General features: G+C 72.9%; 24 protein-coding genes. 13 read left to right on the top strand and 11 right to left on the bottom strand.

All coding sequences use genetic code 11. The features are described from left to right. The 6 genes from ACK8N7_RS38420 to ACK8N7_RS38395 all read right to left on the bottom strand — a co-directional run. A partial coding sequence (locus ACK8N7_RS38420) for a CoA-transferase (protein ID WP_500446216.1) occupies positions 1-849 on the bottom strand: 849 nt, incomplete at its 3' end. After that, complete coding sequence (locus ACK8N7_RS38415) at positions 846-2,138, bottom strand: beta-ketoacyl-[acyl-carrier-protein] synthase family protein (RefSeq protein ID WP_403210126.1); 1,293 nt, start codon at positions 2,136-2,138, stop codon at positions 846-848. The genes ACK8N7_RS38420 and ACK8N7_RS38415, both read right to left, overlap by 4 nt. 201 nt (positions 2,139-2,339) lie before the next feature. Further along, positions 2,340-3,146, bottom strand: coding sequence for an efflux permease Rv1217c-related protein (locus ACK8N7_RS38410; protein ID WP_500446214.1), 807 nt, complete (start codon positions 3,144-3,146; stop codon positions 2,340-2,342). Positions 3,147-3,219: 73 nt separating this feature from the next. Beyond that, positions 3,220-4,176, bottom strand: a complete 957-nt coding sequence (locus ACK8N7_RS38405; RefSeq protein WP_500446213.1) for an ABC transporter ATP-binding protein — start codon at positions 4,174-4,176, stop codon at positions 3,220-3,222. 159 nt (positions 4,177-4,335) lie between these two features. Further along, positions 4,336-5,079 (bottom strand): enoyl-CoA hydratase/isomerase family protein, encoded by a 744-nt coding sequence (locus ACK8N7_RS38400; protein ID WP_403210132.1) that lies wholly within the window; start codon positions 5,077-5,079, stop codon positions 4,336-4,338. Between the two features lie 23 nt (positions 5,080-5,102). Further along, on the bottom strand, positions 5,103-5,723 hold the full coding sequence (locus tag ACK8N7_RS38395) for a response regulator transcription factor (RefSeq protein ID WP_403210134.1): 621 nt from the start codon (positions 5,721-5,723) through the stop codon (positions 5,103-5,105). 788 nt (positions 5,724-6,511) lie between these two features. On the opposite strand from ACK8N7_RS38395, the gene ACK8N7_RS38390 reads away from it, so the two are divergent. Together ACK8N7_RS38390 and ACK8N7_RS38385 are read left to right on the top strand one after the other, a co-directional pair. Further along, the gene (locus tag ACK8N7_RS38390; RefSeq protein WP_403210136.1) at positions 6,512-7,357 is read left to right on the top strand and encodes an inositol monophosphatase family protein; all 846 of its coding nucleotides are present in this window, start codon (positions 6,512-6,514) and stop codon (positions 7,355-7,357) included. An 87-nt stretch (positions 7,358-7,444) separates the two neighbouring features. Next, positions 7,445-8,863 carry a phytoene desaturase family protein gene (locus tag ACK8N7_RS38385; RefSeq protein WP_403210138.1) on the top strand — a complete coding sequence of 473 codons (1,419 nt, stop codon included), beginning with the start codon at positions 7,445-7,447 and terminating at the stop codon, positions 8,861-8,863. Position 8,864: 1 nt separating this feature from the next. Here ACK8N7_RS38385 and ACK8N7_RS38380 read toward each other — a convergent pair whose 3' ends face one another. Next, complete coding sequence (locus tag ACK8N7_RS38380; RefSeq protein WP_500446210.1) at positions 8,865-9,464, bottom strand: hypothetical protein; 600 nt, start codon at positions 9,462-9,464, stop codon at positions 8,865-8,867. A 647-nt stretch (positions 9,465-10,111) separates the two neighbouring features. Between ACK8N7_RS38380 and ACK8N7_RS38375 the strand changes: the two genes are divergently transcribed. From ACK8N7_RS38375 to ACK8N7_RS38365, 3 genes are all read left to right on the top strand, one after another. Next, entirely contained in the window at positions 10,112-10,648 is a 537-nt protein-coding gene (locus ACK8N7_RS38375) for an O-acetyl-ADP-ribose deacetylase (protein WP_015612477.1), read from the top strand. A gap of 90 nt (positions 10,649-10,738) precedes the next feature. Further along, a complete protein-coding gene (locus tag ACK8N7_RS38370) occupies positions 10,739-12,211 on the top strand; it encodes an AlkA N-terminal domain-containing protein (protein WP_500446208.1) in 1,473 nt (490 codons plus the stop codon). Between the two features lie 16 nt (positions 12,212-12,227). After that, positions 12,228-12,755 carry a methylated-DNA--[protein]-cysteine S-methyltransferase gene (locus ACK8N7_RS38365; RefSeq protein WP_500446206.1) on the top strand — a complete coding sequence of 176 codons (528 nt, stop codon included), beginning with the start codon at positions 12,228-12,230 and terminating at the stop codon, positions 12,753-12,755. Between the two features lie 91 nt (positions 12,756-12,846). On the opposite strand, the gene ACK8N7_RS38360 is transcribed toward ACK8N7_RS38365, so the two are convergent. Further along, a complete protein-coding gene (locus ACK8N7_RS38360; protein ID WP_015612480.1) occupies positions 12,847-13,431 on the bottom strand; it encodes a TMEM165/GDT1 family protein in 585 nt (194 codons plus the stop codon). A gap of 377 nt (positions 13,432-13,808) precedes the next feature. Here ACK8N7_RS38360 and ACK8N7_RS38355 point away from each other — a divergent pair, with 377 nt between their 5' ends. Then, complete coding sequence (locus ACK8N7_RS38355; protein ID WP_500446204.1) at positions 13,809-14,213, top strand: (2Fe-2S) ferredoxin domain-containing protein; 405 nt, start codon at positions 13,809-13,811, stop codon at positions 14,211-14,213. 9 nt (positions 14,214-14,222) lie between these two features. Here the strand turns inward: ACK8N7_RS38355 and ACK8N7_RS38350 are convergent, their stop codons facing one another. Continuing rightward, the gene (locus ACK8N7_RS38350) at positions 14,223-14,945 is read right to left on the bottom strand and encodes an SIR2 family NAD-dependent protein deacylase (RefSeq protein ID WP_403210148.1); all 723 of its coding nucleotides are present in this window, start codon (positions 14,943-14,945) and stop codon (positions 14,223-14,225) included. A 64-nt stretch (positions 14,946-15,009) separates the two neighbouring features. Between ACK8N7_RS38350 and ACK8N7_RS38345 the strand changes: the two genes are divergently transcribed. Next, positions 15,010-15,210, top strand: coding sequence for a type II toxin-antitoxin system VapB family antitoxin (locus ACK8N7_RS38345; protein WP_403210150.1), 201 nt, complete (start codon positions 15,010-15,012; stop codon positions 15,208-15,210). A 71-nt stretch (positions 15,211-15,281) separates the two neighbouring features. Here ACK8N7_RS38345 and ACK8N7_RS38340 read toward each other — a convergent pair whose 3' ends face one another. Then, positions 15,282-15,788, bottom strand: coding sequence for an NUDIX domain-containing protein (locus ACK8N7_RS38340; RefSeq protein WP_403210151.1), 507 nt, complete (start codon positions 15,786-15,788; stop codon positions 15,282-15,284). 138 nt (positions 15,789-15,926) lie between these two features. Here ACK8N7_RS38340 and ACK8N7_RS38335 point away from each other — a divergent pair, with 138 nt between their 5' ends. Continuing rightward, on the top strand, positions 15,927-17,042 hold the full coding sequence (locus ACK8N7_RS38335) for a glycerate kinase (protein ID WP_500446232.1): 1,116 nt from the start codon (positions 15,927-15,929) through the stop codon (positions 17,040-17,042). A 192-nt stretch (positions 17,043-17,234) separates the two neighbouring features. Here ACK8N7_RS38335 and ACK8N7_RS38330 read toward each other — a convergent pair whose 3' ends face one another. Further along, positions 17,235-17,960: a PucR family transcriptional regulator gene (locus ACK8N7_RS38330; protein ID WP_403210153.1), complete on the bottom strand. Its 726-nt coding sequence runs from the start codon at positions 17,958-17,960 to the stop codon at positions 17,235-17,237. A gap of 260 nt (positions 17,961-18,220) precedes the next feature. Between ACK8N7_RS38330 and ACK8N7_RS38325 the strand changes: the two genes are divergently transcribed. From ACK8N7_RS38325 to ACK8N7_RS38305, 5 genes are read left to right on the top strand one after another with little or no spacing between them, the layout of a single operon-like run. Further along, entirely contained in the window at positions 18,221-19,018 is a 798-nt protein-coding gene (locus ACK8N7_RS38325; RefSeq protein ID WP_015612487.1) for an ABC transporter ATP-binding protein, read from the top strand. Then, complete coding sequence (locus ACK8N7_RS38320) at positions 19,006-19,824, top strand: ABC transporter ATP-binding protein (protein WP_403210155.1); 819 nt, start codon at positions 19,006-19,008, stop codon at positions 19,822-19,824. Before ACK8N7_RS38325 ends, ACK8N7_RS38320 begins: the two co-directional genes overlap by 13 nt. Continuing rightward, complete coding sequence (locus tag ACK8N7_RS38315; protein ID WP_403210157.1) at positions 19,821-20,711, top strand: branched-chain amino acid ABC transporter permease; 891 nt, start codon at positions 19,821-19,823, stop codon at positions 20,709-20,711. Before ACK8N7_RS38320 ends, ACK8N7_RS38315 begins: the two co-directional genes overlap by 4 nt. After that, positions 20,704-21,855, top strand: a complete 1,152-nt coding sequence (locus tag ACK8N7_RS38310; RefSeq protein WP_403210159.1) for a branched-chain amino acid ABC transporter permease — start codon at positions 20,704-20,706, stop codon at positions 21,853-21,855. The genes ACK8N7_RS38315 and ACK8N7_RS38310 overlap by 8 nt, the downstream gene beginning before the upstream one ends. Further along, positions 21,855-23,105, top strand: a complete 1,251-nt coding sequence (locus ACK8N7_RS38305; protein WP_403210161.1) for an ABC transporter substrate-binding protein — start codon at positions 21,855-21,857, stop codon at positions 23,103-23,105. Before ACK8N7_RS38310 ends, ACK8N7_RS38305 begins: the two co-directional genes overlap by 1 nt. Positions 23,106-23,167: the final 62 nt, after the last annotated feature.

Below are 23,167 nucleotides of genomic sequence, written 5' to 3'. Positions count from 1 at the left end.
GGCCGTCTCCGGGTCCTTGCAGGCGGTGACGATGTCGGTGAGGAACGCGTAGTCGTCCAAGTAGCCCTCGACACCGGCCAGTCCACCCGTACGCAGGGACTGCGGGTGGGCGCCGAGCGGCGCCTCGCACAGGCCGAGCACGCGGGCGGCGGGGATCACCACCCGGTCCGGCATGGCCGCGATCACCTCGTCGTCGACGATCGCCTCCACCGAGGCCAGGACCCCGTCGGTGGCGGCGTACGCGGCCCAGGCGCCCTCGCCCAGCGGCGGGACGGCCACGACGTTGCCCCGGCGGTCGGCGACGACCCCGTGGAAGAGGGCGAGGCGCGGGCGCAGCGGGCTGAGCAGGGTGACGGTGCGCTCCGGGTCCTCGGGGTGCGGCACCAGGTGGAGGCTGCCCTCCTTGCCGTTCCGGAGGTCGGTCTCGGCGAGCATCGAGCCGGTGGTGGCGAAGGGCTGGCCGAGCGCGGCGGCCATCAGCCGCTGGGTGTAGCTGAGCAGCGACCACATCTCCACCTCGAACGGCCTGCCCTCGGCGAGTTCGCGGTAGAGGCGGTTGGGGCGCGGCGAGGGGAAGGTGTCGCCGACGAAGCCGGTGATCACCTTGCGTACGGCACCGGAGAGGGCGAGCGCGTGGGCGCTGGAGTGCACGGCCGTGGTGCTCACCGTCAGGCTGTGGCTTCCGGCGAAGGCCCGGCACACCGCGTTCAGGAGGGCGTTGGGCCGTGACATCGTTGCCGCGGCGTGCACGTGGTCGCCCTCGCGGACGAAGCGGCGCACCAGGTCGTCGGGGCCGCTTGCCAGATAGGGAGCGGTGGTGGAGGAGGGGCGTTCGGGGGCTGTGGTCATGCGTGCTCCAGGGCCATGACGGAGGTCTGCGATCCGAAGGCGAAGGACAGCGAGACCGCGAGGTCGATCTCGGTGTCGCGCGGCCCCTCGGCGACGTGGTCGTAGTCGCACTCGGGGTCCGGCGTGAGGTGGTTGGCGGTCCGGGCCAGCCGCTGGTGGTGGAGCATCAGCGAGGTGGCGGCGACGTTGATGATCCCGGCCATGCCGAACGTGTGGCCGTAGATGGGCTTGTTGGAGCCGTGCGGCGGCAGGTCGGCGTCGTCGTGGCGCGGCAGCAGACGGCGCAGCGCCCGGCTCTCGGCGATGTCGTTGTACCGGGTGGCGGTGCCGTGGCCGCAGAGGTAGCCGATCTCCTCGGGTTTGCGGCCGGCGTCGTCGAGCACGCCCGAGACGACCGAGGCGGTGACGTCACCGACCAGGTCCATGCTGGTGGCGTGGTTGGCCTCGTTGAGCGCGCGGTGGCCCAGGATCCGTGCGTAGATCCGGGCGCCGCGCTCCCGGGCGGACGACTCGCGTTCCAGGCAGAGCGTCATGGCGCCCTCGCCGAGGGCGAATCCGCGCCGGTCGCGGTCGTAGGGGCGCACCGCGGTGGCCGGGTCGTCGCTCTCGGGCGAGAGCACCCCGTCACCGAGGGCCAGGTAGCAGCGGGCCACCTCGGGGACGATGGGGAACTCGTGCCCGCCGGCGAGGACCACGTCGGCGCTGCCCGAACGCAGCTCGCGCAGGGCGAGGCCGATCGCGTGGTGGCCGCCGACGCAGGCGCTGCTGAGGGTGGTGACCAGGCCGCTCGCGCCGACGTCGATGGCGGCCAGCGTGGCCGGGCAGCCGGCCAGACCGCGGAACATGGCCGTCGCCTTGCCCCCGTACGGGTCCTGCTCCGCGTCGGCCGTGATGGTCTCGGCCCACCACGACAGGGGGCCGCGGGACGAGGACTGGACGATGCTCATCCGCTCCGGGGCGATCTGGCCCCGGGCGATCCCGGCGTCCTTCAGCGCGTCGCTGACGGCGGCCATGGTCGCGAGGATGTCGCGGTTGTACTTCGCGGCGTGCGCCGGGAGGAGGTCCGGCAGCCGGGTCGCGGTGTCGAACTCGCCGAGCTGCGCGGCCGCGTGGACGGGCAGCCCGGCAGCGGCGAAGGCCGGCCTCTCCAGCCGGCTCACCTGTGAGGTCCCGGTGGAGACATGGCTCCAGAAGGCATGGACATCGGGAGTGCCGGGCAGTACGCACCCGATGCCGGTCAGCACGATGGGATCGGAGGGGTCCGGGGAATGGGCTCGGCTGCTGTCCATGGCTCGAAGCTAGCTGCCCTTACATGAGCCTCGATATGGCCGTCAAGTACTCATGCACACTTTATTTGATGACTGCCAGTACTCGATTTCCGGCCCCGTGCGTCAACGCCGTGACCCGCCCCCACCCCGTACACACGTCGGCGGCCCGGCGCCTCCGCGAGGGAGGCACCGGGCCGCTGGGGGAACGCGCGGGTGTGCGGTTCAGGCGTTCTTGATGTCGCGCCGGTCCACGGCGTACGTGCCGGCGGCGACGACCACGACGGAGACGGCCACCAGCAGCGCGACCCCGCCCCAGGGGACGCCGTTGAGCAGCGGGTCGCTGCCCAGCGCCCACTCCCAGGGGGAGACGTTCGCCAGCGGTTCCAGGGCGTCGGACATCGGCGCGATGCCGTGCAGCAGATATCCGACGACGAGCACGCCCGCCGCCACGCCCAGCGCGGGACCGCGCCCGAAGCCGAACCCGACGACGGCGTACGCGATACCCGCGTGCAGCACGGCCAGCAGGGCGACGGTCAGCGTCACCGCCGCCACCCCGCCCGCGGAGACGTCCATGTCGAGGGAGACGACCGAGCCGTACACCGACAGCCAGACCAGGAGGCTGGTGAGGGCCAGGCCGAAAACCACGCAGAGGAAGCGGACCAGGAACACCTGGCGGCGGGCGACCGGCAGCGCGAGCAGCAGTTCGAGCCGCCCGGCCTCCTCGTCGCCGCCGGTCAGGGCGGTGGTGGCGGTCACGGCCATCAGGCCGAGGAGCAGCGGCAGCAGGACGGCGTACAAGTTGCCCTTGAGGTAGCCGCCGGCGCTGGCGATCTGGTCGACCCCCAACGCCGAGGCCAGCTCCGGCGAGAGACCGGTGGAGAAGTCCTCCAGGGCGCCGGAGCTCTCCATGGAGGGCCAGGCGCCGACGACGGAGAGCGCGAGCAGGACCAGCGCGGCCGACCAGGCGATCAGGGTGCGCTTCTGGATCTGTACTCCGCGCCGGAAGATCTCCGAGCTGGGCGATGACATGTGTTTCCCTTCCGGCCGGCCCGGGGGAGCGGCCTTGGTGACTGAGACCCGTGGCGGTGGTGTCCGGCGGTCGCTACCGCACCGGGTCGGCGGCCGGGGAGGGCTCCTCGGCGGTGGAGCTCCGGCTGCCCGGGACGTCCCGCTGGTAGTACTCCAGGAACGCCTCCTCCAGGTCCGGTTCGGGGGCGGTGAGCGTCGTGATGCGGTGCCCGGCCAGGAACCTCAGCAGCGCGTCGGGAGAGCCGGCCCACGCCAGGGAGACCTCCTGGCCCTCCTGCCGGCGGCGCCCCACGCCGGACGCCCCGTCCAGGGCGGCCAGCGCGGTGAGCGGTACGTCCTCGCCCTCCGCGAAGGTGATGTGGAAGCGCTGCGCGGCCTGGCGGCGCAGCTCCTGCGTCGGCCCGGAGGCGGCGAGCTTGCCGCCCTGGAGCACCGCGACCAGGTCCGCGACCCGCTCGACCTCGGAGAGGATGTGCGAGGAGAGCAGCACGCTCTGCCCGTTGTCCCGGGCCTCCTCGACGGTGGAGAGGAACACCTGCTGCATCAACGGGTCGAGCCCGTTGGTCGGTTCGTCCAGGATCAGCAGCTCCGGCCGGGCCATGAAGGCGCCGACCAGGCCGACCTTGCGGCGGTTGCCGGTGGAGAGCCCGCGCACCTGCCGGGACGGGTCGACGCCGAACCGCTGGACCAGATCGTCCCGGCAGGCGGTGTCGGTCAGCCCCCGCAGCCGCCCCCAGGAGGCCAGCGTCTGCCCGATGGTCAGCCGCTCGTCCAGCCGCAGTTCACCGGGCAGATAGCCGATGCGCCGCCGGACCTCGGGTTCGGTCGGGTCCTGGCCCAACACCCGGACCTGGCCCGATGTCGGCCGGGAGAGGCCCATGAGCATCCGGATCGTGGTGCTCTTGCCCGCTCCGTTGGGGCCCAGGTATCCGTAGACGACGCCCTGGGGGACCGTCAGGTTCAGCCGGCTCAGCGCGGTGAAGTCACCGAACTTCTTGGTGACATCGGTACATTCGATGAGAGGGGTCACGTCTCTTCTGCTCTCTCTCCTCTTGCGTCCACGGTCGTCCGCAGGTCATATTCACTGATTACTGAATCTGATCAACAAGGCTAACGGTGCAGCTCACCCGCTGCAACGGAGTGCTCGCTTCCGGTGGCCGGAAATGCTTCGGTCGCAGGGGTGCGAGGCCTAGGCGGGGTTCTGGTTCGCGGCCGACGCGGCCTGCCACCAGTAGCCGTTCTCCACGCCGAGCGCCGCCGCGCGGTCCAGGTGCCCGGAGTCCCGCAGCAGCCGGACCCCCGCCTCCAGGAGTGCCGGATCCTGCGCCGCCACCGAGGCGGCCAGGGCCTGTGCCTCGGTGAGCGCCCCGCCGTCGGGCACCGTGCGTTCCACCGCGCCCAGCCGGGCCAGCTCGTCCGCCCGCACGCGCTCCCCGGGGATCAGCAGCATCCTGGCGGCCACCCCGCGGCCCGCCCGGCGCAGCAGTGAGTGGACCGCGCCGCCGCCCGGAACGGCGCCGACCCCCAGCTCCGGAAGGCCGAACAGCGCACCCTCGCCGGCCACCACCAGGTCGCAGGCCAGGGCCAGTTCGAGCCCGCCCCCGAGCGCGTACCCCTCGACGGCCGCCACCACCGGGAAGGGGGCCTCGTGCAGGGCCGCGAACACGGTACGGAAATGGGCCCGCCGCACCGCGCGGCGCGACAGGTCACGCCAGTCGGGTTCCCGGGTGTCCGCACCGCTGGAGAAGGTCCCGCCGGCACCGGTGAGCACCAGTGCGCCCGTCACGTCGCCACCCAGCTCCGTCAACTCCCTTAACCTATGGGCCAGTTGACTCAACATCTCGGTGGACATCGCATTGCGGCGGTGCGGCCGGTCCAGGGTGAGGGTGACCACCCGCCCGTGCCGCTCGGCCGACAGAGGGTTTTCCGCCATTCCGGCCGCTGTCTCCCGGGGGGTCATCCGCGGGGCCTCAGCATCCTGAACAGCTCCTTGCGCCCGGAGACGCCCACTTTGTGGAAGACCCGGCTCGCATAGTTCTTGACGGTCTGCTGGGTGAGGCACAGCTCATGGGCGATCTCCTCGTTGGAGCGCCGGCGGAGTAAGAGGCCGAGAATCTCCTCCTCGCGCCCGCTCAGCTTCCACTGCCCGCCCGCGTCGGCGCGCTGCGCCACCGGTACCCGCTCGGGCTCGTCGGCCCCCAGATGCCAGAAGCTGCGCCCGCTCAGCACATCGTGCAGCCCCTTGACGATGGACTCGGGCGGGCACGACTCGTGCACGAACCCGGCGGCCCCGCCCCGGATGCAATCCACCACGCTGCGGGGGGCGTTGTCCCTGCTGTAGAGGATGACCCGGGTGCCGCTCCAGTACGCCAGATTGCCGCGCACGCCCTGCCACTGCTCGTACTCCACCAGTGCGACGTCCGGCCGGCGTCCGGGAAGGCTGCCGACGGCGGTCGGGTGCGGGCAGCCGCCCAGTACGGTGACGCCCGGATCACCCCGGAACAGATCGAGAATCGCCTTGCGTATCAAAGGTGACGAGTGCAGGACCAGCAGTCCGCATCTGCCCTTCTCTGCCATACCAGAACCCCTCGTGCTCCAACAGCGACGGCTGCTGCCGTGTGTCGTTCGGCATGTTGTGAATGTGTTGAACCGTGTGATCGGAGCGCGCCTGCCCCGCCTGGTGGGAGTTCACTCCCGGTGTGGGTCCGGGGCGACGGAAAAGCGGGGTTGCGGCGTCTTCGGCGCGCGACCGCATTGCTGCCGGGGCGCCACCGTGTATTCAGGCGGAATGCATTCTTCTACCGACAGTTATTACTGGCGCGTAGACAGTCTGCGCGGGAATGGGATTCCCCATGCTGGACGCTTCCGCTTCCTGATCGGTTCCACTGTCGCGGATACCTGATACCAGGTTTCGGTGCGCACGTTAAGGCTCTGTGACATCCGTGGGAACAGTGGGCCCGGGCCGCACGGGGGGCGACACGGTGGCCGGTGGCGGCCCCGGTCTCCGCGGTGTGACGGGAAAGTCCGCAGGGTCCTGCCGGGACGGCGCAACCCTGAGGGGTTAGCTGGCTGCGGCACGGTTTCCCCCCCCTGGTTGTGCGTTCCAGCCTGGTGGCCACTCAAGGCCGCACGGGGGGAATCATTGCGTGAGCTCCGCCCCCGAATCCAGGTCAACACTAACCGCAGCGCCTCCACTTGTCACGCAGCGGATTTTTACCCGGGGGTCAAGAATATGCAGGGGAAATTGACGCATCCTTTGTTCCTGGTCGCATTTCGCGGCCACTGTCCGGCATCCGACCGTGCGCCGGAGATGTCCGGGTTCACCCGGGGTGAGGACGCCTGGCGGCCCATGCTTAGCTGGAGGCATGATCGATGACTTCCTGTACGGGACCGCCGGGCACACCGGAGCGTTGGCCGAGGTGGAGGCGGCCGTGCGCGCCGCGGCGGCGGCCGAGATCATGCCCCGCCACCGGAAGCTCGCCGCCCACGAGATCATCGAGAAGAGCGGCCCGCACGACCTGGTCACCGCCGCGGACCGGCTGGCCGAGGAACACCTCACCGCCGCCCTCACCGAGCTGCTGCCCGGCTCGGTCGTCGTCGGCGAGGAGGCCGTGCACGCCGACCCGGCGGTCTATGACGCCCTCGGTGGCGACGCCCCCGTCTGGATCGTCGACCCGGTCGACGGCACCCGCCAGTTCGTCCGGGGCGAGTCCGGGTTCTGCACGCTGGTCGCCCTCGCCCGGCACGGCGAGGTCCACGCCTCCTGGACGTACGCCCCGGCCCTGGGCGAGATGGCCGTCGCCGTGCGCGGCCGCGGCGCCACGCTGAACGGCACCCCGATACGCTCCGGCGCGCCCGCCCCCGGCGCCGTACTGAAGGTGGCCATGTCGCACCCCGACTACACCACCGAGGCGCAGAAGCGGGCCCTGCTCGGCCTGCGCACCGAAGGCATCGCCGCCCGCCCCTGCGGTTCCGCCGGGCTCGAATACCTCTCCGTCGCCCGCGGTGCCCAGGACGCCACCGCCTTCAACTGGGAGTACGCCTGGGACCACGCGGCGGGCCTGCTCCTGGTCACCGAGGCGGGCGGCGCCCAGGCCACCCTGTCCGGCACCCCCTTCCGGATCGCGGGCGGCAACGACCTGCCGTTCTCGGCGGCCCGCGACGAGGCCACCCTCCAGCGCGTCCTGGCCGCCCTGCGGACGGGTGGCTGACAGGCTCCGGGCGGCACCCGCGTCCGCGCGGGCGGTGCGCCGGAATACCCTGGGGTTCCGCCTGCCGGCTGACGAAGGAGTCCCAAGGTGCCGTCGATGCTCGATGCGGTCGTCGTGGGGGCCGGGCCCAACGGGCTGACCGCCGCCGCCGAACTGGCCCGCAGGGGCTTCGCCGTGGAGGTCCACGAGGCGCACGACACCGTCGGCGGAGGTGCCCGCACCGAGGAGCTGACGCTCCCGGGGTTCCGGCACGACCCCTGTTCCGCCGTCCACCCGCTCGGCGTCGGCTCACCCGCGTTCCGGGCCATGCCCCTGGCCCGGCACGGCCTCGAGTGGCTGCACCCCGAGGTCGACCTCGCCCACCCCTTCCCCGACGGCACCGCGGCCACCCTCACCCGCTCCGTCGGCGAGAGCGCGATGTCGCTGGGGCCCGCTGACGCGGGGGCCTACCGCCGCCTCGTCGCCCCCTTCCTCGGCCACTGGGACACCCTGGCCGCCGACTTCCTCCGCACCCCCTGGGACGGCCTGCCCCGCGACCCGTACCGGCTGGCCCGCTTCGGCCTGCTCGGCTTGCAGCCCGCCACCTGGGTCTCCCGGCGCTTCGAGGGCGAGAAGGCCCGGGGCCTCTTCGCCGGTCTCGCCGCCCACGCCATAGCTCCCACCAGCGGATTCGCCACCGCGGCGATCGCCCTCGTCTTCGCGCTCGCCGCCCACGAGAACGGCTGGCCGGTGCCGCGCGGCGGATCGCAGGCCATCTCGGACGCCCTCGCCTCCTACCTCCGCGAACAGGGCGGCACCATCCGCACCGGCAGCGAGGTCAAGCGGCTCGACGAGCTCCCGCCGGCCCGCGCCTACATCTTCGACACCTCGCCCTCCGCGCTCGCCCGGATCGCCGGCCTCGGCAGTGCCTACAGCCACTACCGCTACGGCGCCTCCGCCTTCAAGATCGACTACGCGCTGTCGGGCCCCGTCCCCTGGACCGCCGAGGACGCCCGCCGCGCCGGCACCGTCCACATCGGCCCCGACGCCGGGACCATCGACACCGCGCTGAAGGCCGCCGTCGAGGGCCGCGACCCCAGCGTGCCCTTCCTCATCACCGCCCAGCCGAGCATCACCGACCCGTCCCGGGCCCCCGAAGGACGCCATGTCTTCTGGGTGTACGGGCACGTCCCGGCCGGCTGGGAGGGCGACGCCACCGACGTCATCGAGCGCCAACTGGAGCGCTTCGCCCCGGGCTTCCGCGACCTGGTGCTCGCCCGCGCCGTCTCGGGCCCGCCCCAGCTCGCCGAACGCAACGCCAACTACGTCGGCGGCGATATCGCCTGCGGAGCCTTCTCGGGCCTCCAGACACTGATCCGCCCCAAGCTCGCCCGCGTCCCCTACGCGACCGCGCACCCCGCGGTCTTCCTCTGCTCCTCGGCCACCCCGCCAGGCCCCGGCGTGCACGGCATGTCCGGCCACCACGCCGCCAAGGCCGTATGGCGGCAGCTGCGCGCCTCCTCCTGAATCAGCCGCCGGGGGCGGCGCGGGAGGCCGGAGCCCAACGCCGCTGCGCCGCACCGCCGATGTGGCCGGGCAGCAGAGCCCCCGCGATACCGGGTACCACCAGGGAGCGCGACGGGATCCGGAGCACCGGCGCCACGGCACCGGCCGCCGCGCCCAGCACCGCCGCCGCCCCCAGGACCGCCGGCGGCGTCGGCTGCCCCAGCTCCTGGTGCAGGACGCCCTTGACCGGGCCGGCCAGCACGCCCGCCCCCATCGCCCACGGCAGCAGGCGGGGCGGGCCGCCCATGAAGATGGCGTTGCCGAGCGCCCCGACCGCCGAGGTCACCAGGGAGAGCACCAACGGCAGGGCGCGGAAAGCGGTGTTGCGGGCATCCACGTCGGCGTCCCGCAGCAGGAACGCCACCAGGGAGATCCCGCCGACCATCGCCGCCAGGAACATGCCCACGCTGATCAGCCGCCCGGCCGCCATCGCCCGGAACCCCGAGATGGCGTCCTCCGCGAGGCTCACCACCGACAGGATCGGCAGGAGCAGCACCATGTTGGCCGCGGCCACGCTCGCCGCCTCGCCCCCGGTCAGCACCCGCGCGTCGGCCGGCACCATCGTGAGCCCGATGACGGCGGCGGTCTGGAGCCCGGTGACGTAGAACGAGGGCAGGCCGTTGGTGGACAGCGCCCACGTACTGGGCCTGGACGGTCCGCGCGGTGACGTCGACGGTCATGTGGTCCATGCCCCAGCGCGCGGTGACCGCGACGACCGCCGACTCGATGGCCCGGGTCTCCGCCCCGGCTAGGAACAGCTCCCGCCCGTGGCGCAGCGCGAACCGCATGCAGGCGACGGCGGTGGCCTCGTCCACGTCGTGCGGCCCGGGGAAGGCGTACCCCTCGAACTCCGTTCCGTACAGCCGGTCCAGCAGCGTCGACTCGTTGTCCCGCAACCGGGCGAGCTGCTCCCGCCGCTCCCGGCGCCGGGAGAGGTACGTGGCAACGGAGGGCCTGCCGGTCAGGGGGCCGCCCGCCCGGCCGCCGGTGGACGCATCGTCTGAGGACACGGACGGGCCCCTCGCCTGGGTAGCCACCTCCGACAGCGCGGGGAATCTTGATATACCGGGACATTCTGCCCTTCGGGTGGGCGGCCGGGCGGCAGCGAGGCGCCGCGCGTCACCGCGGGACGGCGGCGCGGCACCGTCCGCCGGGCCCGGTCCGCCCGAGCGGGCGGCGCGGGCGCGTGGGGCGCGGCATGATGTCCGCATGAGCACCTCCGTCACCCCCGCGGTCCGCCTGGTCCGCGGTGACATCACCGACCAGTCCGTCGACGTCATCGTCAACGCCGCCAACTCCTCGCTCCTCGGCGGCGGCGGGGTCGACGGCGCCATCCACCGGCGCGGCGGACCCGAGATCCTCGCCGCCTGCCGGGAGCTGCGCGCCTCGCAGTACGGCAAGGGCCTCGCCACCGGCCGGGCCGTCGCCACCACCGCCGGGCGCCTGGCGGCCCGCTGGGTGATCCACACGGTCGGCCCGGTGTTCTCCGGAGCCCAGGACCGCTCCGCGCTCCTCGCCTCCTGTTACCGCGAATCCCTGCACCTGGCAGCCGAGTTGGGGGCCCGGAGCGTCGCGTTCCCGGCGATCTCGACGGGCATCTACGGCTGGCCGATGGACGACGGCGCGCGGATCGCCGTGCGCACGGTGCTCGCGGAGACCGTGGCCCCCGTCGAGGAGGTGCGGTTCGTGCTCTTCGACGCGCACGCGTACGTGGAGTTCGAGGAAGTCCTCGCGATGCGCGGCTGACACCCAGGGGGCACGGCGGCCCCAGGGGCCCCGAGGTCCATGTCGGATTTCCGCCAGCCAAGCCCCTGACCGGTGACCCATCCTGGAGTCATGCACACCGACACCGAGCGCTGCGTGCGGGCCGTCCAGTCCAAGGACGCCCGCTTCGACGGCTGGTTCTTCACCGCGGTCCTCACCACCCGGATCTACTGCCGCCCCAGCTGCCCCGTTGTGCCGCCCAAGGTCCGCAACATGACCTTCTACCCGAGCGCGGCCGCCTGCCAGCAGGCCGGATTCCGGGCCTGCAAACGGTGCCGCCCCGACACCAGCCCCGGATCCCCCGAGTGGAACGCCCGCGCCGACTCGGTGGCCCGCGCCATGCGGCTCATCCGGGACGGTGTCGTCGACCGCGAGGGCGTCCCAGGCCTCGCCTCCCGCCTCGGCTACTCCGCCCGCCAGATCGAACGCCAGCTCCTCGCCGAGCTGGGCGCCGGGCCGCTGGCCCTGGCCCGCGCCCAGCGGGCCCAGACCGCCCGCCTCCTCATCGAGACCACGACCCTGCCCCTGGCTGAGGTGGCGTTCGCCGCCGGGTTCTCCTCCGTCCGCACCTTCAACGAGACCGTCCGCGAGGTCTTCGCCCTCGCCCCCGGCGAACTGCGCACCCGCGCGGCCCGCGGCCCCCTGGCCCCAGCCACCCCCGGCGTGATCGCGCTCCGCCTCCCTTACCGGGCCCCGCTCAACCCCAGCAACCTCTTCGGCCACCTCGCCGCGACCGCCGTCCCCGGCATCGAGGAGTGGCGGGACGGCGCCTACCGCCGCACGCTGACCCTCCCGTACGGCCACGGCATCGTCGCCCTCACCCCGCAGCCCGGCCACATCGCCTGCCGGCTCTCCCTCACCGACCCCCGCGACCTCACCCAGGCCATCAGCCGCTGCCGCTGGCTCCTGGACCTGGACGCGGACCCGGTCGCCGTCGACGACCGGCTGCGCACCGACCCCCTGCTCGCCCCGCTCGTCGACGCCGGGCCCGGCCGCCGGGTGCCGCGTACGGTGGACGGCGCCGAGTTCGCCGTACGCGCGGTCCTCGGCCAGCAGGTCTCCACCGCCGCCGCCCGCACCCACGCGGCCCGCCTGGTCACCGCGTACGGGGTGCCCGTCGAGGACCCCGAGGGCGGGCTCACCCACCTCTTCCCGGCCCCACAGGCCCTGGCCGGGCTCGACCCGGAGTCCCTGGCCCTGCCCCGCACCCGCCGCACCACGCTCACCACCCTGGTCGCCGCCCTCGCCGACGGGACGCTCCGCCTGGGCACCGACACCGACTGGGGACGGGCCCGCGCCGAACTCTCCGCGCTGCCCGGCTTCGGCCCCTGGACGGTCGAGGTCATCGCCATGCGGGCGCTCGGCGACCCCGACGCCTTCCTCCCCACCGACCTCGGCATCCGCCGGGCGGCCGAGCGGCTCGGCCTCCCGGCCACGCCCGCCGCCCTCACGACACGGGCCGCCGACTGGCGCCCCTGGCGCGCCTACGCCGTCCAGTACCTCTGGACCGTGGACGACCACCCCATCAACCACCTGCCCGCCTGACGGAGGGACCCCCGCCATGACCACACTCACGCCCCCGGTGACCAAGCAGCACACGGTCGTCGACAGCCCCTACGGCCCGCTGACGCTCGTCGCCGCCGACGGCGTCCTCTGCGCCCTCTACATGACCGACCAGCGCCACCGCCCGCCCGAGGAGACCTTCGGAGTCCCGGACCCGGAGCCCTTCGCCGAGGTGATCAGCCAGCTCACGGCGTACTTCGCCGGCGAACTCACCACCTTCGACCTCCCGCTCGACCTGCACGGCACCCCGTTCCAGCGGAGCGTCTGGGCGGAGCTGCTGAAGATCCCGTACGGCGAGACGCGTACGTACGGCGAACTGGCCGAGGAGCTCGGCAAGCCGGGCGCCTCCCGGGCGGTGGGCCTGGCCAACGGCAAGAACCCGGTCGGGATCATCGTGCCGTGCCACCGGGTCGTCGGAGCCTCCGGCAGCCTCACCGGTTACGGCGGCGGCCTGGACCGCAAGCAGCGGCTGCTCGCCTTCGAGAGCGGCGGCGGCACGCAGAACGGGGTGCAGGCGCTGTTCTGAGAGCGCCGGCGGGGGCGGGGAGCACGCAGGAGCGGGACGGGGTCGTACCGGCACCGGTACGACCCCGTCCCGCTCCCCGCCCCTCCTCGGCTCAGCCGGTGAAGATCTCCACGGCCGTCCAGAGCGCGAGGCCCAGCATGCAGATACCGCCGATGCGCTGCACGGTCTTCAGCGGTACGCGCTTGGCGATGAACTTCCCCGCGAGCAGGGCCAGCGCCGAGACGGACATCAGGGCGGCGGCCGAACCGATCGCGGTGGACCAGGTGCCGTTGCTCGCCGCCAGGTTGGCGGTGGTGATCTGGGTCAGGTCGCCCCACTCGCTGATGAAGACCGCCATGAACGCGGTCGAGTAGACGGGCCAGAAACCGGTCACGGTCTTCACCTCGGCGTCGTCATCGTCGTCCCCGCCGCTGCCGCGCAGCAGGATGAACGCGCCGAACGCGAAGAGCGAGGCCGAGACGAGCTTGACGGTCCAGTCGGGCAGCAGCCCGATCAGGCTGCCCGCGCCGACGGCGATGGCGACATGCACGATGAACGCGGACGACGTGCCGAACCACACGTAGAGCGGGCGCATCCGCGTGCCCATGGCCAGCGACGCGAACATCGTCTTGTCGGGGAGCTCCGCGAGGAAGATCAGCCCGAAGGCGGTGATGATCGCCAGAGGGTCGAGGTGCATTCCGGGTGGCTTTCTGTGCGAGCCGGGCCCCGGATCTTCGCGAAGCGCCACTGGGCTTTTCGGAGGACCACTCGGCCCGGCATGACGGCAGCGCCCACAGGACGTGGACGTGTCATACAGGACCGAAGGTCTCGCCCGCCCGTGATCACGATCCCCTCAAGGATCCACGAGCCCGGCCACCGGGAACCCGAGGGCTCCAGTGTGTCGACGACCGGTTTGCGGGGCTACTCCCCTTCGCAGCCATCAACGTTACCCCACCGGGCCCGGCGGGAGGGCAGGTGTTCGAAGCGGGGCGGCCTCGGTAGAGTCGCCGTGATCACCCGCACCAGCGATGGTCGTCGTCCCCCTCCCTTCCCCCACCGACCGGAAGTGCCCGCATGAGCCGCCGCCCCCGCAAGGACGTGCCCGCCCAGGGTGTTCCCCGGCCCACCGTGAGTGTCTGCCGGGGCTGCTGCTGCGGCACCGAGAAGATCCCGGGCGTCGATCACGCGGCCCAGCTCATCCGGCTCCGCTCAGGCCTGGAGGGCGCCGCCACCGTACGGGCCGTCGAGTGCCTGGACGCCTGCGAGCAGGGCAACGTCATCGTGGTCCAGCCCTCCGCCGAGGGCCGCCGCGCAGGCGGCCGCCCGGTCTGGCTGGGCCTGGTCAACGACGAGCACGCGGAGCAGGACATCATCACCTGGGCCTCGGCCGGCGGCCCCGGCCTCGCGGACGCCCCGGACATCCTCGACCTGTACGTCTTCCAGCCCTCGCGCCGGGTCCGGGCGGGGCTGGACGGCTGAAGCCGCAGGTCAGCCCGTGGCCAGCCCCGCCAGCAGCCGGGGCAACGCCGTACCGATCGGCTCCCGGACGACCTCGTCGGCGAGTTCGTCGTACGGGGTCGGCTCCGCGTTCACCACGATCAGCCGCGCCCCGTGCTCGGCCGCGACCCCGGCGAGCGAGGCGGCAGGCTGCACCTGGAGCGTCGAGCCGACCGCCACGAAGACCTCGCACGCCTTGGCGATCGTCATTGCGTCGGCCAGCACCCGCGGGTCCAGCCGTTCGCCGAACATCACCGTCGCCGACTTCAGGATCCCGCCGCAGACCGAGCACGCCGGGTCCGCCTCGCCCGCCCCGACGCGCTCCAGGGCCTCGGCCATCGAGGAGCGGGCGTGGCAGCGGGTGCAGGTCACCTCGCGCGCGGTGCCGTGGAGTTCGAGGACCTTGCGGGCGGGCAGTCCGGCCAGCTGGTGCAGCCCGTCGACGTTCTGGGTGATCACCCGGACCGGGGTGCCGGACCGCTCCAGCTCCGCCACCGCCCGGTGGGCCGCGTTCGGCTCGGCGTTCCAGGTGGAGGCGGTGCGGCGCATCTGCCAGGAACGGCGGCGGATCTCCGGATCGGCCACATAGAAGTCGTACGTGACGAGCTTCTCGGCCTCCGGGTCCTTGCGCCACACCCCGTTCGGGCCCCGGTAGTCGGGGATGCCGGAGTCCGTGGAGATACCGGCACCGCTGAGGATCGCGACAAGCGTCATGCGCCGAGCCTACGGATGCGGGAACGCGCCCCGCGAACGCATTTCGGCGGGGTAGGGTCCCGCCATGGCCAAGGTGAACGTCAGTCTGGACGCCGAACTCGTCGTCGAAGTCATGGTCCTCGCGGGTGTCGGCAATCCGCAGGACGCCGTGGAACTCGTGGTGCGCGACTACATCGCCCGCGGCCACCGCACGGAGGCGCTGGTCGCCGAGCGGGAGGGGCCGACCCGGGACGTGGAGATCAAGCCCGAGGCCCAGCAGGGCTGAGGCGGCCCGTCCTGGACCTCGGCCCCGGCAGGGCCGACGGCTTCCATGTCTCCTGCACGCCCTCCGCCCCCTTACGCCCTCTCCGCGACCGGCTTCCCGTCCTCCAGCTCCGCCGTGCCGGCGCCGGACTCCAGCACGTCCAGGGCTGCCCGCACCCGCGATTCCAGCTGCCCCAGCAGATGCCCGCCCAGGTCCGCCGGAGCGACCAGCTTCCAGGAGAGCAACTCCTCCTCCTGGAGCCGGATCGCCGCCAACTGCTCCGGGGTGAGCACCCCGCCGTCGTACAGGTACGCCACGATCGGCGGCCTGCGGCTGCCCCGCGTCCAGTCGACGGCGAGCAGCCGGCCAGGTGCCAGGTCGAGCCCGATCTCCTCCAGCGTCTCGCGCCGGGCGCCCTGCCGGGGGCCTTCGCCCGTCTCCGACTCGACCGTCCCGCCGGGCAGCGCCCAGCCCTTGCGGTAGTTCGGCTCGACGAGCAGGACCCGTCCCTCCGCGTCCCGGAAGAGACACGCGGCGGCGGCCAGGACCCGGGGGAGCCCGGAGATGTACGTGGCGTAGTCGGCATCGGTAGTCGTCACGGCCGACAGCGTAGTGGGGGAGGGGGAAGCGGGCGGTTCCGGACGGCCATGGGCAGATCAGGGGTCGTGCGGATAGGGTCGGGGCGGCGCGACTGCCTGTTCGAAAGCAAGGGATGCAAGGTGACGGACGGAGCAGATGTGGAGACCGCCCGCGTGCTCGTCGCGGCGGACAAGTTCAAGGGCTCGCTCACGGCCGTACAGGTCGCGGAGCGGGTGACGGCCGGGCTGCGGCGCGTCGCCCCCGGCGTACGGGTGGAGACCCTGCCCGTCGCGGACGGCGGCGACGGCACGGTCGCGGCGGCGGTGGCCGCCGGGTTCGAGCGCCGCGAGGCGCGGGTGACCGGACCCCTCGGGGACCCGGTGACGGCGGCGTACGCGGTGCGGGATTCCACCGCAGTGGTGGAGATGGCCGAGGCCTCGGGCCTCCAGCACCTGCCCGACGGGGTGTTCGCCCCGCTCACGGCCACCACGTACGGCTCGGGCGAACTGCTGAGGGCCGCCCTGGAGGCCGGGGCGACCACGATCGTGTTCGGGGTCGGCGGCAGCGCCACCACGGACGGCGGCGCGGGCATGCTCGCCGCGCTCGGGGCCCGCTTCCTGGACGCGGACGGCAAGCCCGTCGGCCCCGGCGGCGGGGGGCTCGCCGAGCTGGCCGAGGCCGACCTGTCAGGGCTCGACCCGCGCCTCGCGGACGTCGACCTGATCCTGGCCAGCGACGTGGACAACCCGCTGACCGGGCCCAAGGGGGCGCCCGAGGTGTACGGGCGGCAGAAGGGCGCGAGCGAGGAGGACATCGCGGTCCTTGACGCGGCCCTGACGCACTACGCCTCGGTCCTGGGGCCGGAGACGGCGGCCCTGCCCGGAGCCGGAGCGGCCGGAGGCATCGGTTACGGGGCGCTCGTCGCCCTCGGTGCCCGCTTCCGGCCCGGCATCGAGGTGATGCTCGACGTGCTCGGCTTCGCCCCCGCGCTCGCCCGCGCCACGCTGGTCATCACCGGCGAGGGCTCGCTCGACGAGCAGACCCTGCACGGCAAGGCCCCGGCGGGGGTGGCCGCGGCCGCCCGGGAGGCCGGGATCGAGGTCGTCGCGGTCTGCGGCCGGCTCGCCCTCTCCCAGGAGGCCCTGAGGGGGGCGGGCATCGCGCGCGCCTACGCCCTGGCCGAGCTGGAACCGGACCCGGCCGTGTCGATGGCCCAGGCCGGGCCGCTGCTGGAGCGGGCGGCCGAGTCGATCGCCCGGGACTTCCTGAGCTGACGGAACGGGGCCGGCGTACGGAACGTACGACCGGCCCCGCTTCCGGCCCCGCTTCCGGCCCCGCTTCCGGCCCCGCTTCCGGCCCCGCTTCCGGCCCCGAGGGCCCACGCGCCACCCGGGGCCCCCGCCTCCGGCTCTGCGGACCGACGCGCCACGGGAGAGCCCCGCTGCTCACCCCCGCCCCTCACCCCCTCACCCCCGCGCCGCCGACAACCGCAGCGCGTCCAGCGCCAGCACCGTCTCGACCAGCTCGCGCGGGTGCGACAGCGACCGTGAGGTCAGCCGTTCCAGCCGCCGCAGCCGGTTGAACACCGTGTTCCGGTGGCACCGCAGCCGCACCGCGGCCCGCCCCACCGAACCCCCGCACTCCAGCCACACCTCCAACGTGCCTACGAGCAGGGCCCGTTCGGCCGGATCCAGCACGAGCAGCGGGCCGAACACCTCCGCGAGCAGCCGCGCGGACAGCTCCGGCCGGCTCGCCACCAGGGCCGTCGGCAACCGCTCGTCCAGCGTCACGATCTCGCGCGTCCCGGGCCCACAGGTCAGCAGCGCCGCCCCCGCGAGCCGGCGGGCGAGCCCCAGCTCCGCGAGACCGCCCACCACCGGACTGACCCCGCCCGGCCCCGCCCCGGCCTCCCCGAGCAACCCGACCGGTCCGGCGAGACCTCCCTGGCCCAGCAGGACCACCCCCACCTTCCCGCACCAGCACCACCGCGCCCCGTCCCCGTCCGGGACCGCGACGGCTCCGCCCAGCACGACCACCGCGTAACGCCCCCGCTCGGGCAACCCGAGCCCCTGGGCCGCGCGCCGCACCTGGTGCGGCTGGGCGGAGCCGGCCAACAGCGGCCCGAGCAGCGCCCCGGCCGACGTCTCCGTCCCGGCACGCTGCTGCGCCGCGGCCCATGCGTCCCGCCGCATCCCCGCCTCCCTCCGCCGGGCCGGTCTCCCCGATGACCGATGAGGATGCCACCGGCCGCGCGGGCGGGAGCCCGCACGTCACCGCCTCTGTGCGCGTGCACAACGAGCCCCTTCGATCGCTGGTCACCCGCATCGAGTCCGCCCCGCGCCGTGGACGCGCGCTCCGGCCGGTGCTGGTCTGTGGCACCACACGAAGCCACACCCCCACAGATGAGCACGACCCACGAGCACGACACGAGAAGGCGGAAGGAGGAGGACGCATGGCAACGCTAGAGATCCGCGCACTGTCCGTCGGCTACGGCCCGGTCCGGGCCCTGCGCGACATCTCCGTCGATGTGCCGGACGGTGCGATCACCGCCGTACTCGGCGGCAACGGCGCGGGCAAGACCACGCTGCTGCGGGCCGTGTCGCGGACCCTCGGCTTCCACCGCGGTACGGGCACCGGCACCATCCGGTTCGACGGCCGCCCCCTGGAGGGGCTGCGGCCCGCCCAGGTGGTGGCCGCCGGAGTGGTCCAGGTACCGGAGGGCCGACAGGTCTTCGCCCGGATGACGGTGGCCGACAACCTGCGGGCGGGAGCCCTCGGGGCGCGCGGCGGACGCAAGGAGACGAGCGCCGCACTGGCCCGCGTCCACGAACTGTTCCCGGTCCTCTCCGACCGGGCGCACCAGCGGGCCGGCCTGCTCTCCGGCGGTGAGCAGCAGATGCTGGCGATGGGCCGCGCGCTGATGGCGGGACCCCGGCTGCTCCTGCTGGACGAGCCCTCGCTCGGCCTCGCCCCGCTGATGGCGGCCAGGATCGCGGAGACCGTGCAGGAGATCAACGCGAGCGGCACCTCCGTCATGCTCGTCGAGCAGAACGCGGCCATCGCGCTGCGCCTCGCCTCGACGGCGTACGTCCTGGACGTCGGCGAGGTCGCCCTGCACGGGCCGGCCGCCGAACTCGCCGCCTCCGACGAGGTGCGCCGGCGCTATCTCGGCGTGGTCGACGAGGAGGCCGCCGCCGACGCCGACGCGGCGTCCCGCACCCGCCGCACCCTGAGCAGGTGGTCCGCGTGAAGACCGCACCGGCCACCGCCACCGGCCCCGCCTCCACCGAGCCGGCCGCCCTCACCGTCACCGACGTGACCGTACGCTTCGCCGGGCTCACCGCCCTGGACGGCGTCTCCTTCACCGTCGAACCCGGCAGTGTGCACGCCGTCATCGGCCCCAACGGCGCGGGCAAGTCCACCTGCTTCAACGTCCTCTCCGGCGTCTACCGCGCCTCCGCGGGCACCGTCCACCTCGGCACCACCGAGCTCACCGGACTCGCACCGCACACCATCGCCGCCCTCGGCGTCGCCCGCACCTTCCAGAACCTGGCGCTCCCCCCGCACGCGACCGTCGCCGACAGCCTGCTGCTCGGCCGCCACCGGCTCACCCGCTCCGGGTTCATCGCCACCGGTCTGCGGCTGCCGTCCGCCGCCCGCGAGGAGAAGCGCCATCTGGACCGGGTCCGGGAGATCGCCGAATTCATCGGCCTGGAGAAGGCGTTGGAGCGCCCGGCGGGATCGCTTCCCTACGGGCAGCAGAAGCTCGTCGAGCTCGGCCGCGCCCTCTGCATGGAGCCGAGGGTTCTGCTCCTCGACGAGCCGATCGCGGGAATGACCGCCGACGAACGCCGCCGCACCGCCTCCGTCGTGGCCAACGTCCGCGACAGCCTCGGCATCTCCATCGTGCTGGTCGAGCACGACATGGGGGTCGTCATGCGGCTCGCGGACGCGGTGACCGTACTCGACTTCGGACGCAGGATCGCGGGCGGCACCCCCGCCGAGGTCCAGAACGACCCGGCCGTCGTCCAGGCCTACTTGGGAGCACCGGAATGACCACGTTCATCGAACTTCTCCTCGGCGGCCTGTCGATCGGTTCGGTCTACGCACTGATCGCCCTCGGTTTCGTCGTCATCTTCAAGGCCACCGAGGTCGTCAACTTCGCCCACGCGTCACTACTGCTGGCGGGCGGATACGTCACCGCCGTCCTCCACGACGACATCGGGTTCTGGCCCGCGCTGCTCGTCGGGATCGCGGGGGCGGCATCCGTCGGGGCGGCCATCGAGTTCTTCGTGATGCGCCGCTACCGGGGCAGCGACCACAGCGTCCTGGCCATCGTCACCATCGGCGTCGACATCCTCCTCATCACCGAACTCACCCGCCGCATGGGCACGGACGTCCTCGCGCTCGGCGACCCGTGGGGCAACGAGGTCGTCCGGATCGGCGGGATCACCCTCGCCCAGACCCGGATCGCCGCGTTCCTCGCCGCCGGGCTCCTCATCACCGTGTTCCTGCTGGCCTTCCGCTACACCTCCTGGGGCGTCTCGATGCGGGCCGCCGCCGAGAACCCGCAGACCGCGGCCCTCATGGGCATCAAGCTCGGCCGGGTCTCGCTCGCCGCCTGGGCCGTCGCCGGAGCCCTCGCCGCCGTCGCCGCCCTCTTCCTCACGGTCTTCCCGACCCCCGGTCTCGAACGCGCGACCTCGCTCGCCGCGCTCAAGGCGTTCCCCGCCGCGATCCTCGGCGGACTCGACTCCACGACCGGGGCGCTCGCCGGGGGACTCATCGTCGGCGTCACCGAGTCGCTCGCCACCGGCTACCAGAGCGACCTCTCCTTCCTCGGCCGGGGCATCGGCGATCTGGCGCCCTATCTGGTGATGGTCGCGGTCCTGCTCATCCGGCCCGCGGGACTCTTCGGCACGAAGGAGCTCGCCCGTGTCTGACACGACCGCCGAAGCTGCCCCCCTGGCGACAACCACCCCCGCACCCGGTGCCGCGGAGAGCGTCACCGACCGGCTGCGCCGACCCCGTACGTACGCCGTCCTCATCGCCTCCGTCCTGCTCCTCGCCCTCCCGTTCTACCTGGACCGCTTCTGGCTCCAGGCCGGACTGTTCGCGATGGCGGCGGCCATCGGGGCCATCGGGCTCAACATGCTCACCGGCGCCACCGGCCAGCTCTCCATGGGCCACGCGTTCTTCCTCGCCGTGGGGGCGTACAGCTACTGCATCCTGGCGGGCGAGAGCAGCACCGAGAACGGCCACGCCCTGACCGGACTGGGCCTGCCCACCTGGCTGGCCGCGATCCTCGCCGTCCTGCTCGCGGGGGCCGCCGGAGGGGTGTTCAGCCCGATCGCCGGACGGCTGCGCGGCGCCTACCTCGGAATCGCGACCCTCGCACTGATCTTCATCGGGCAGCACATCCTGTTCAACGCGGGCTCCCTGACCGGGGGTTACAACGGGCGGGCCGTACCGCCGCTCTCCCTCTTCGGGTTCACCTTCGACGACACCGAAGTCGTCGTCGCCGCCGTGCCGTTCGGATCGTCGGAGAAGCTCTGGTACGTGGGCCTGGCCGCCCTGCTGCTCGCCGCCCTGTTCGCCCGCGGAGTGCTGCGGGGCAGGCCGGGCCGGGCGATGAACGCCATCCGCGACCACCGGATCGCGGCGGGTGTGATGGGCGTGCCGGTGGCCCGCTACCGGGCCGGGGTCTTCGTCCTGTCCTCCATGTACGCCGGTCTCGCGGGCGTCCTGCTCGCGCTGGTCTTCCAGCGGACCGTGCCCGAGTACTTCGGCATGATCCTGTCCCTCGAATACCTCGCCATGATCGTCATCGGCGGGCTCGGCAGCGTCGCGGGAGCCGTCGTCGGCGCCTTCTTCGTCTCCCTGCTCCCGCAGGTGCTCACGCACTACAGCGACTCCCTCCCGCTGGTCTCCGCCCCCGGTACGGGCGGTCTCGCACCGGGTGAGGCATCCCGCTATCTGTACGGCGCCGCGGTGGTCGCGGTGGTCCTGTTCCTGCCCGGCGGCCTCGCCCGCCTCGGCATCGCACTCCCACGAGTCACGCGTCCGAAGAAATCAGGGGAGAAGTAATGAAACTCAGAGCGCTCACGGCCGTGGTCGCGGCCCTCACCGTCACCCTCGTCGGGTGCAGCGGCAAGGCGACCGAGGGGAAGGGGGAGGAGCAGGACAAGGCCGGGATCAAGACGGGTCCCGGGGTCTCCTCCTCGACGATCTCGCTCGGTGTCCTCACCGACATGACCGGCGTGTACGCCTCGCTCGGCAAGAGCGTCACCCAGGCCCAGCAGCTGTGGGTGAAGCAGATCAACGCCAAGGGCGGCATCTGCGACCGGAAGATCGAACTGACCGTGCGGGACCACGGCTACGACCCGCAGAAGGCGATCGCCGGCTACACCGAGCTGGAACCGAAGGTGCTCGGCTTCGCCCAGTTCATCGGCTCCCCGTTCGTCGCCGCCGTCGAGCAGCGCATCGACGGCAAGGACAAGGGGCTCGTGCTGCCGCAGGCCTGGTCGGCGAACCTGCTCGGCTCCCCGTACATCCGGGTCGTCGGCGCCACGTACGACATCGAGACCATCAACCTCATCGACCACCTGCTCAAGGAGAAGCGGATCGCGAAGGGCGACAAGATCGGCCATGTGTACTTCGAGGGCGACTACGGCGAGAACGCGCTCACCGGCTCCAAGCACGCGGCCAAGGAGGCCGGGCTCACCGTCGTCGAGCAGAAGATCAAGCCGACCGACAACGACATGACGGCCCAGGTCGCCGCGCTCAAGCAGGCCGACGTGAAGGCAGTCGTCGTCAGCGCCGGTCCGCGCCAGGCGGCCTCGCTCGTCGGCGTCGCGGCCGCCACCGGCTTCAATGTCCCCGTCGTCGGCAACAACTCGGCCTACGCACCGCAGCTGTTGAAGACCCAGGCGGGCCCGGCCCTGCTGAAGGACTACTACATCGCCTCCTCCACACTGCCCATCGGCGACCCCGGCGACGGGCCGTCGCTGCTGGCGAAGCAGTACGCGTCGCAGTACCCGAACGACGTCCTCGACAACGGCGTCGTCGCGGGCTGGACGGCGGCCTCCATCTTCGGCGAGGCCCTCGACAAGGCGTGCGACAACAAGGACCTCACCCGGGAGGGCGTCGACAAGGCGCTGCTCACGATCAAGGGGTACGGAACCGAGTTCGGGGTCTCCCACGACTTCTCCGACCCCGCGGCGCCGTCCACCCGGGAGAGCGTCATCATGAAGCCGGACGCCACGGTCCCCGGCGGACTGAAGGTCATCAGCCCGGCCTCGGTCTCCCCGGCGGCGAAGTCGTTCACGCTGAAGTGACCGGCTGAGTACGGGTGTGGGCCCGGCCGTCGTCCTGCGGCCGGGCCCACACCCTTGCCCTG

The sequence above is a fragment of the Streptomyces griseobrunneus genome (genome assembly GCF_046713465.1).
In the GTDB taxonomy this organism is placed as follows: Bacteria; Actinomycetota; Actinomycetes; order Streptomycetales; family Streptomycetaceae; genus Streptomyces; species Streptomyces microflavus.
This window is presented reverse-complemented; position numbering and strand designations above follow the sequence as displayed.

Bases quoted from the DNA above. Each gene is read 5' to 3' on its own strand.
- ACK8N7_RS38415 (WP_403210126.1), bottom strand. From the start codon at position 2,138: ATGGACAGCAGCCGAGCCCATTCCCCGGACCCCTCCGATCCCATCGTG.
- ACK8N7_RS38410 (WP_500446214.1), bottom strand. From the start codon at position 3,146: ATGTCATCGCCCAGCTCGGAGATCTTCCGGCGCGGAGTACAGATCCAG.
- ACK8N7_RS38400 (WP_403210132.1), bottom strand. From the start codon at position 5,079: ATGGCGGAAAACCCTCTGTCGGCCGAGCGGCACGGGCGGGTGGTCACC.
- ACK8N7_RS38395 (WP_403210134.1), bottom strand. From the start codon at position 5,723: ATGGCAGAGAAGGGCAGATGCGGACTGCTGGTCCTGCACTCGTCACCT.
- ACK8N7_RS38390 (WP_403210136.1), top strand. From the start codon at position 6,512: ATGATCGATGACTTCCTGTACGGGACCGCCGGGCACACCGGAGCGTTG.
- ACK8N7_RS38380 (WP_500446210.1), bottom strand. From the start codon at position 9,464: ATGGTGCCGGCCGACGCGCGGGTGCTGACCGGGGGCGAGGCGGCGAGC.
- ACK8N7_RS38375 (WP_015612477.1), top strand. From the start codon at position 10,112: ATGAGCACCTCCGTCACCCCCGCGGTCCGCCTGGTCCGCGGTGACATC.
- ACK8N7_RS38370 (WP_500446208.1), top strand. From the start codon at position 10,739: ATGCACACCGACACCGAGCGCTGCGTGCGGGCCGTCCAGTCCAAGGAC.
- ACK8N7_RS38365 (WP_500446206.1), top strand. From the start codon at position 12,228: ATGACCACACTCACGCCCCCGGTGACCAAGCAGCACACGGTCGTCGAC.
- ACK8N7_RS38360 (WP_015612480.1), bottom strand. From the start codon at position 13,431: ATGCACCTCGACCCTCTGGCGATCATCACCGCCTTCGGGCTGATCTTC.
- ACK8N7_RS38355 (WP_500446204.1), top strand. From the start codon at position 13,809: ATGAGCCGCCGCCCCCGCAAGGACGTGCCCGCCCAGGGTGTTCCCCGG.
- ACK8N7_RS38350 (WP_403210148.1), bottom strand. From the start codon at position 14,945: ATGACGCTTGTCGCGATCCTCAGCGGTGCCGGTATCTCCACGGACTCC.
- ACK8N7_RS38345 (WP_403210150.1), top strand. From the start codon at position 15,010: ATGGCCAAGGTGAACGTCAGTCTGGACGCCGAACTCGTCGTCGAAGTC.
- ACK8N7_RS38330 (WP_403210153.1), bottom strand. From the start codon at position 17,960: ATGCGGCGGGACGCATGGGCCGCGGCGCAGCAGCGTGCCGGGACGGAG.
- ACK8N7_RS38325 (WP_015612487.1), top strand. From the start codon at position 18,221: ATGGCAACGCTAGAGATCCGCGCACTGTCCGTCGGCTACGGCCCGGTC.
- ACK8N7_RS38315 (WP_403210157.1), top strand. From the start codon at position 19,821: ATGACCACGTTCATCGAACTTCTCCTCGGCGGCCTGTCGATCGGTTCG.
- ACK8N7_RS38305 (WP_403210161.1), top strand. From the start codon at position 21,855: ATGAAACTCAGAGCGCTCACGGCCGTGGTCGCGGCCCTCACCGTCACC.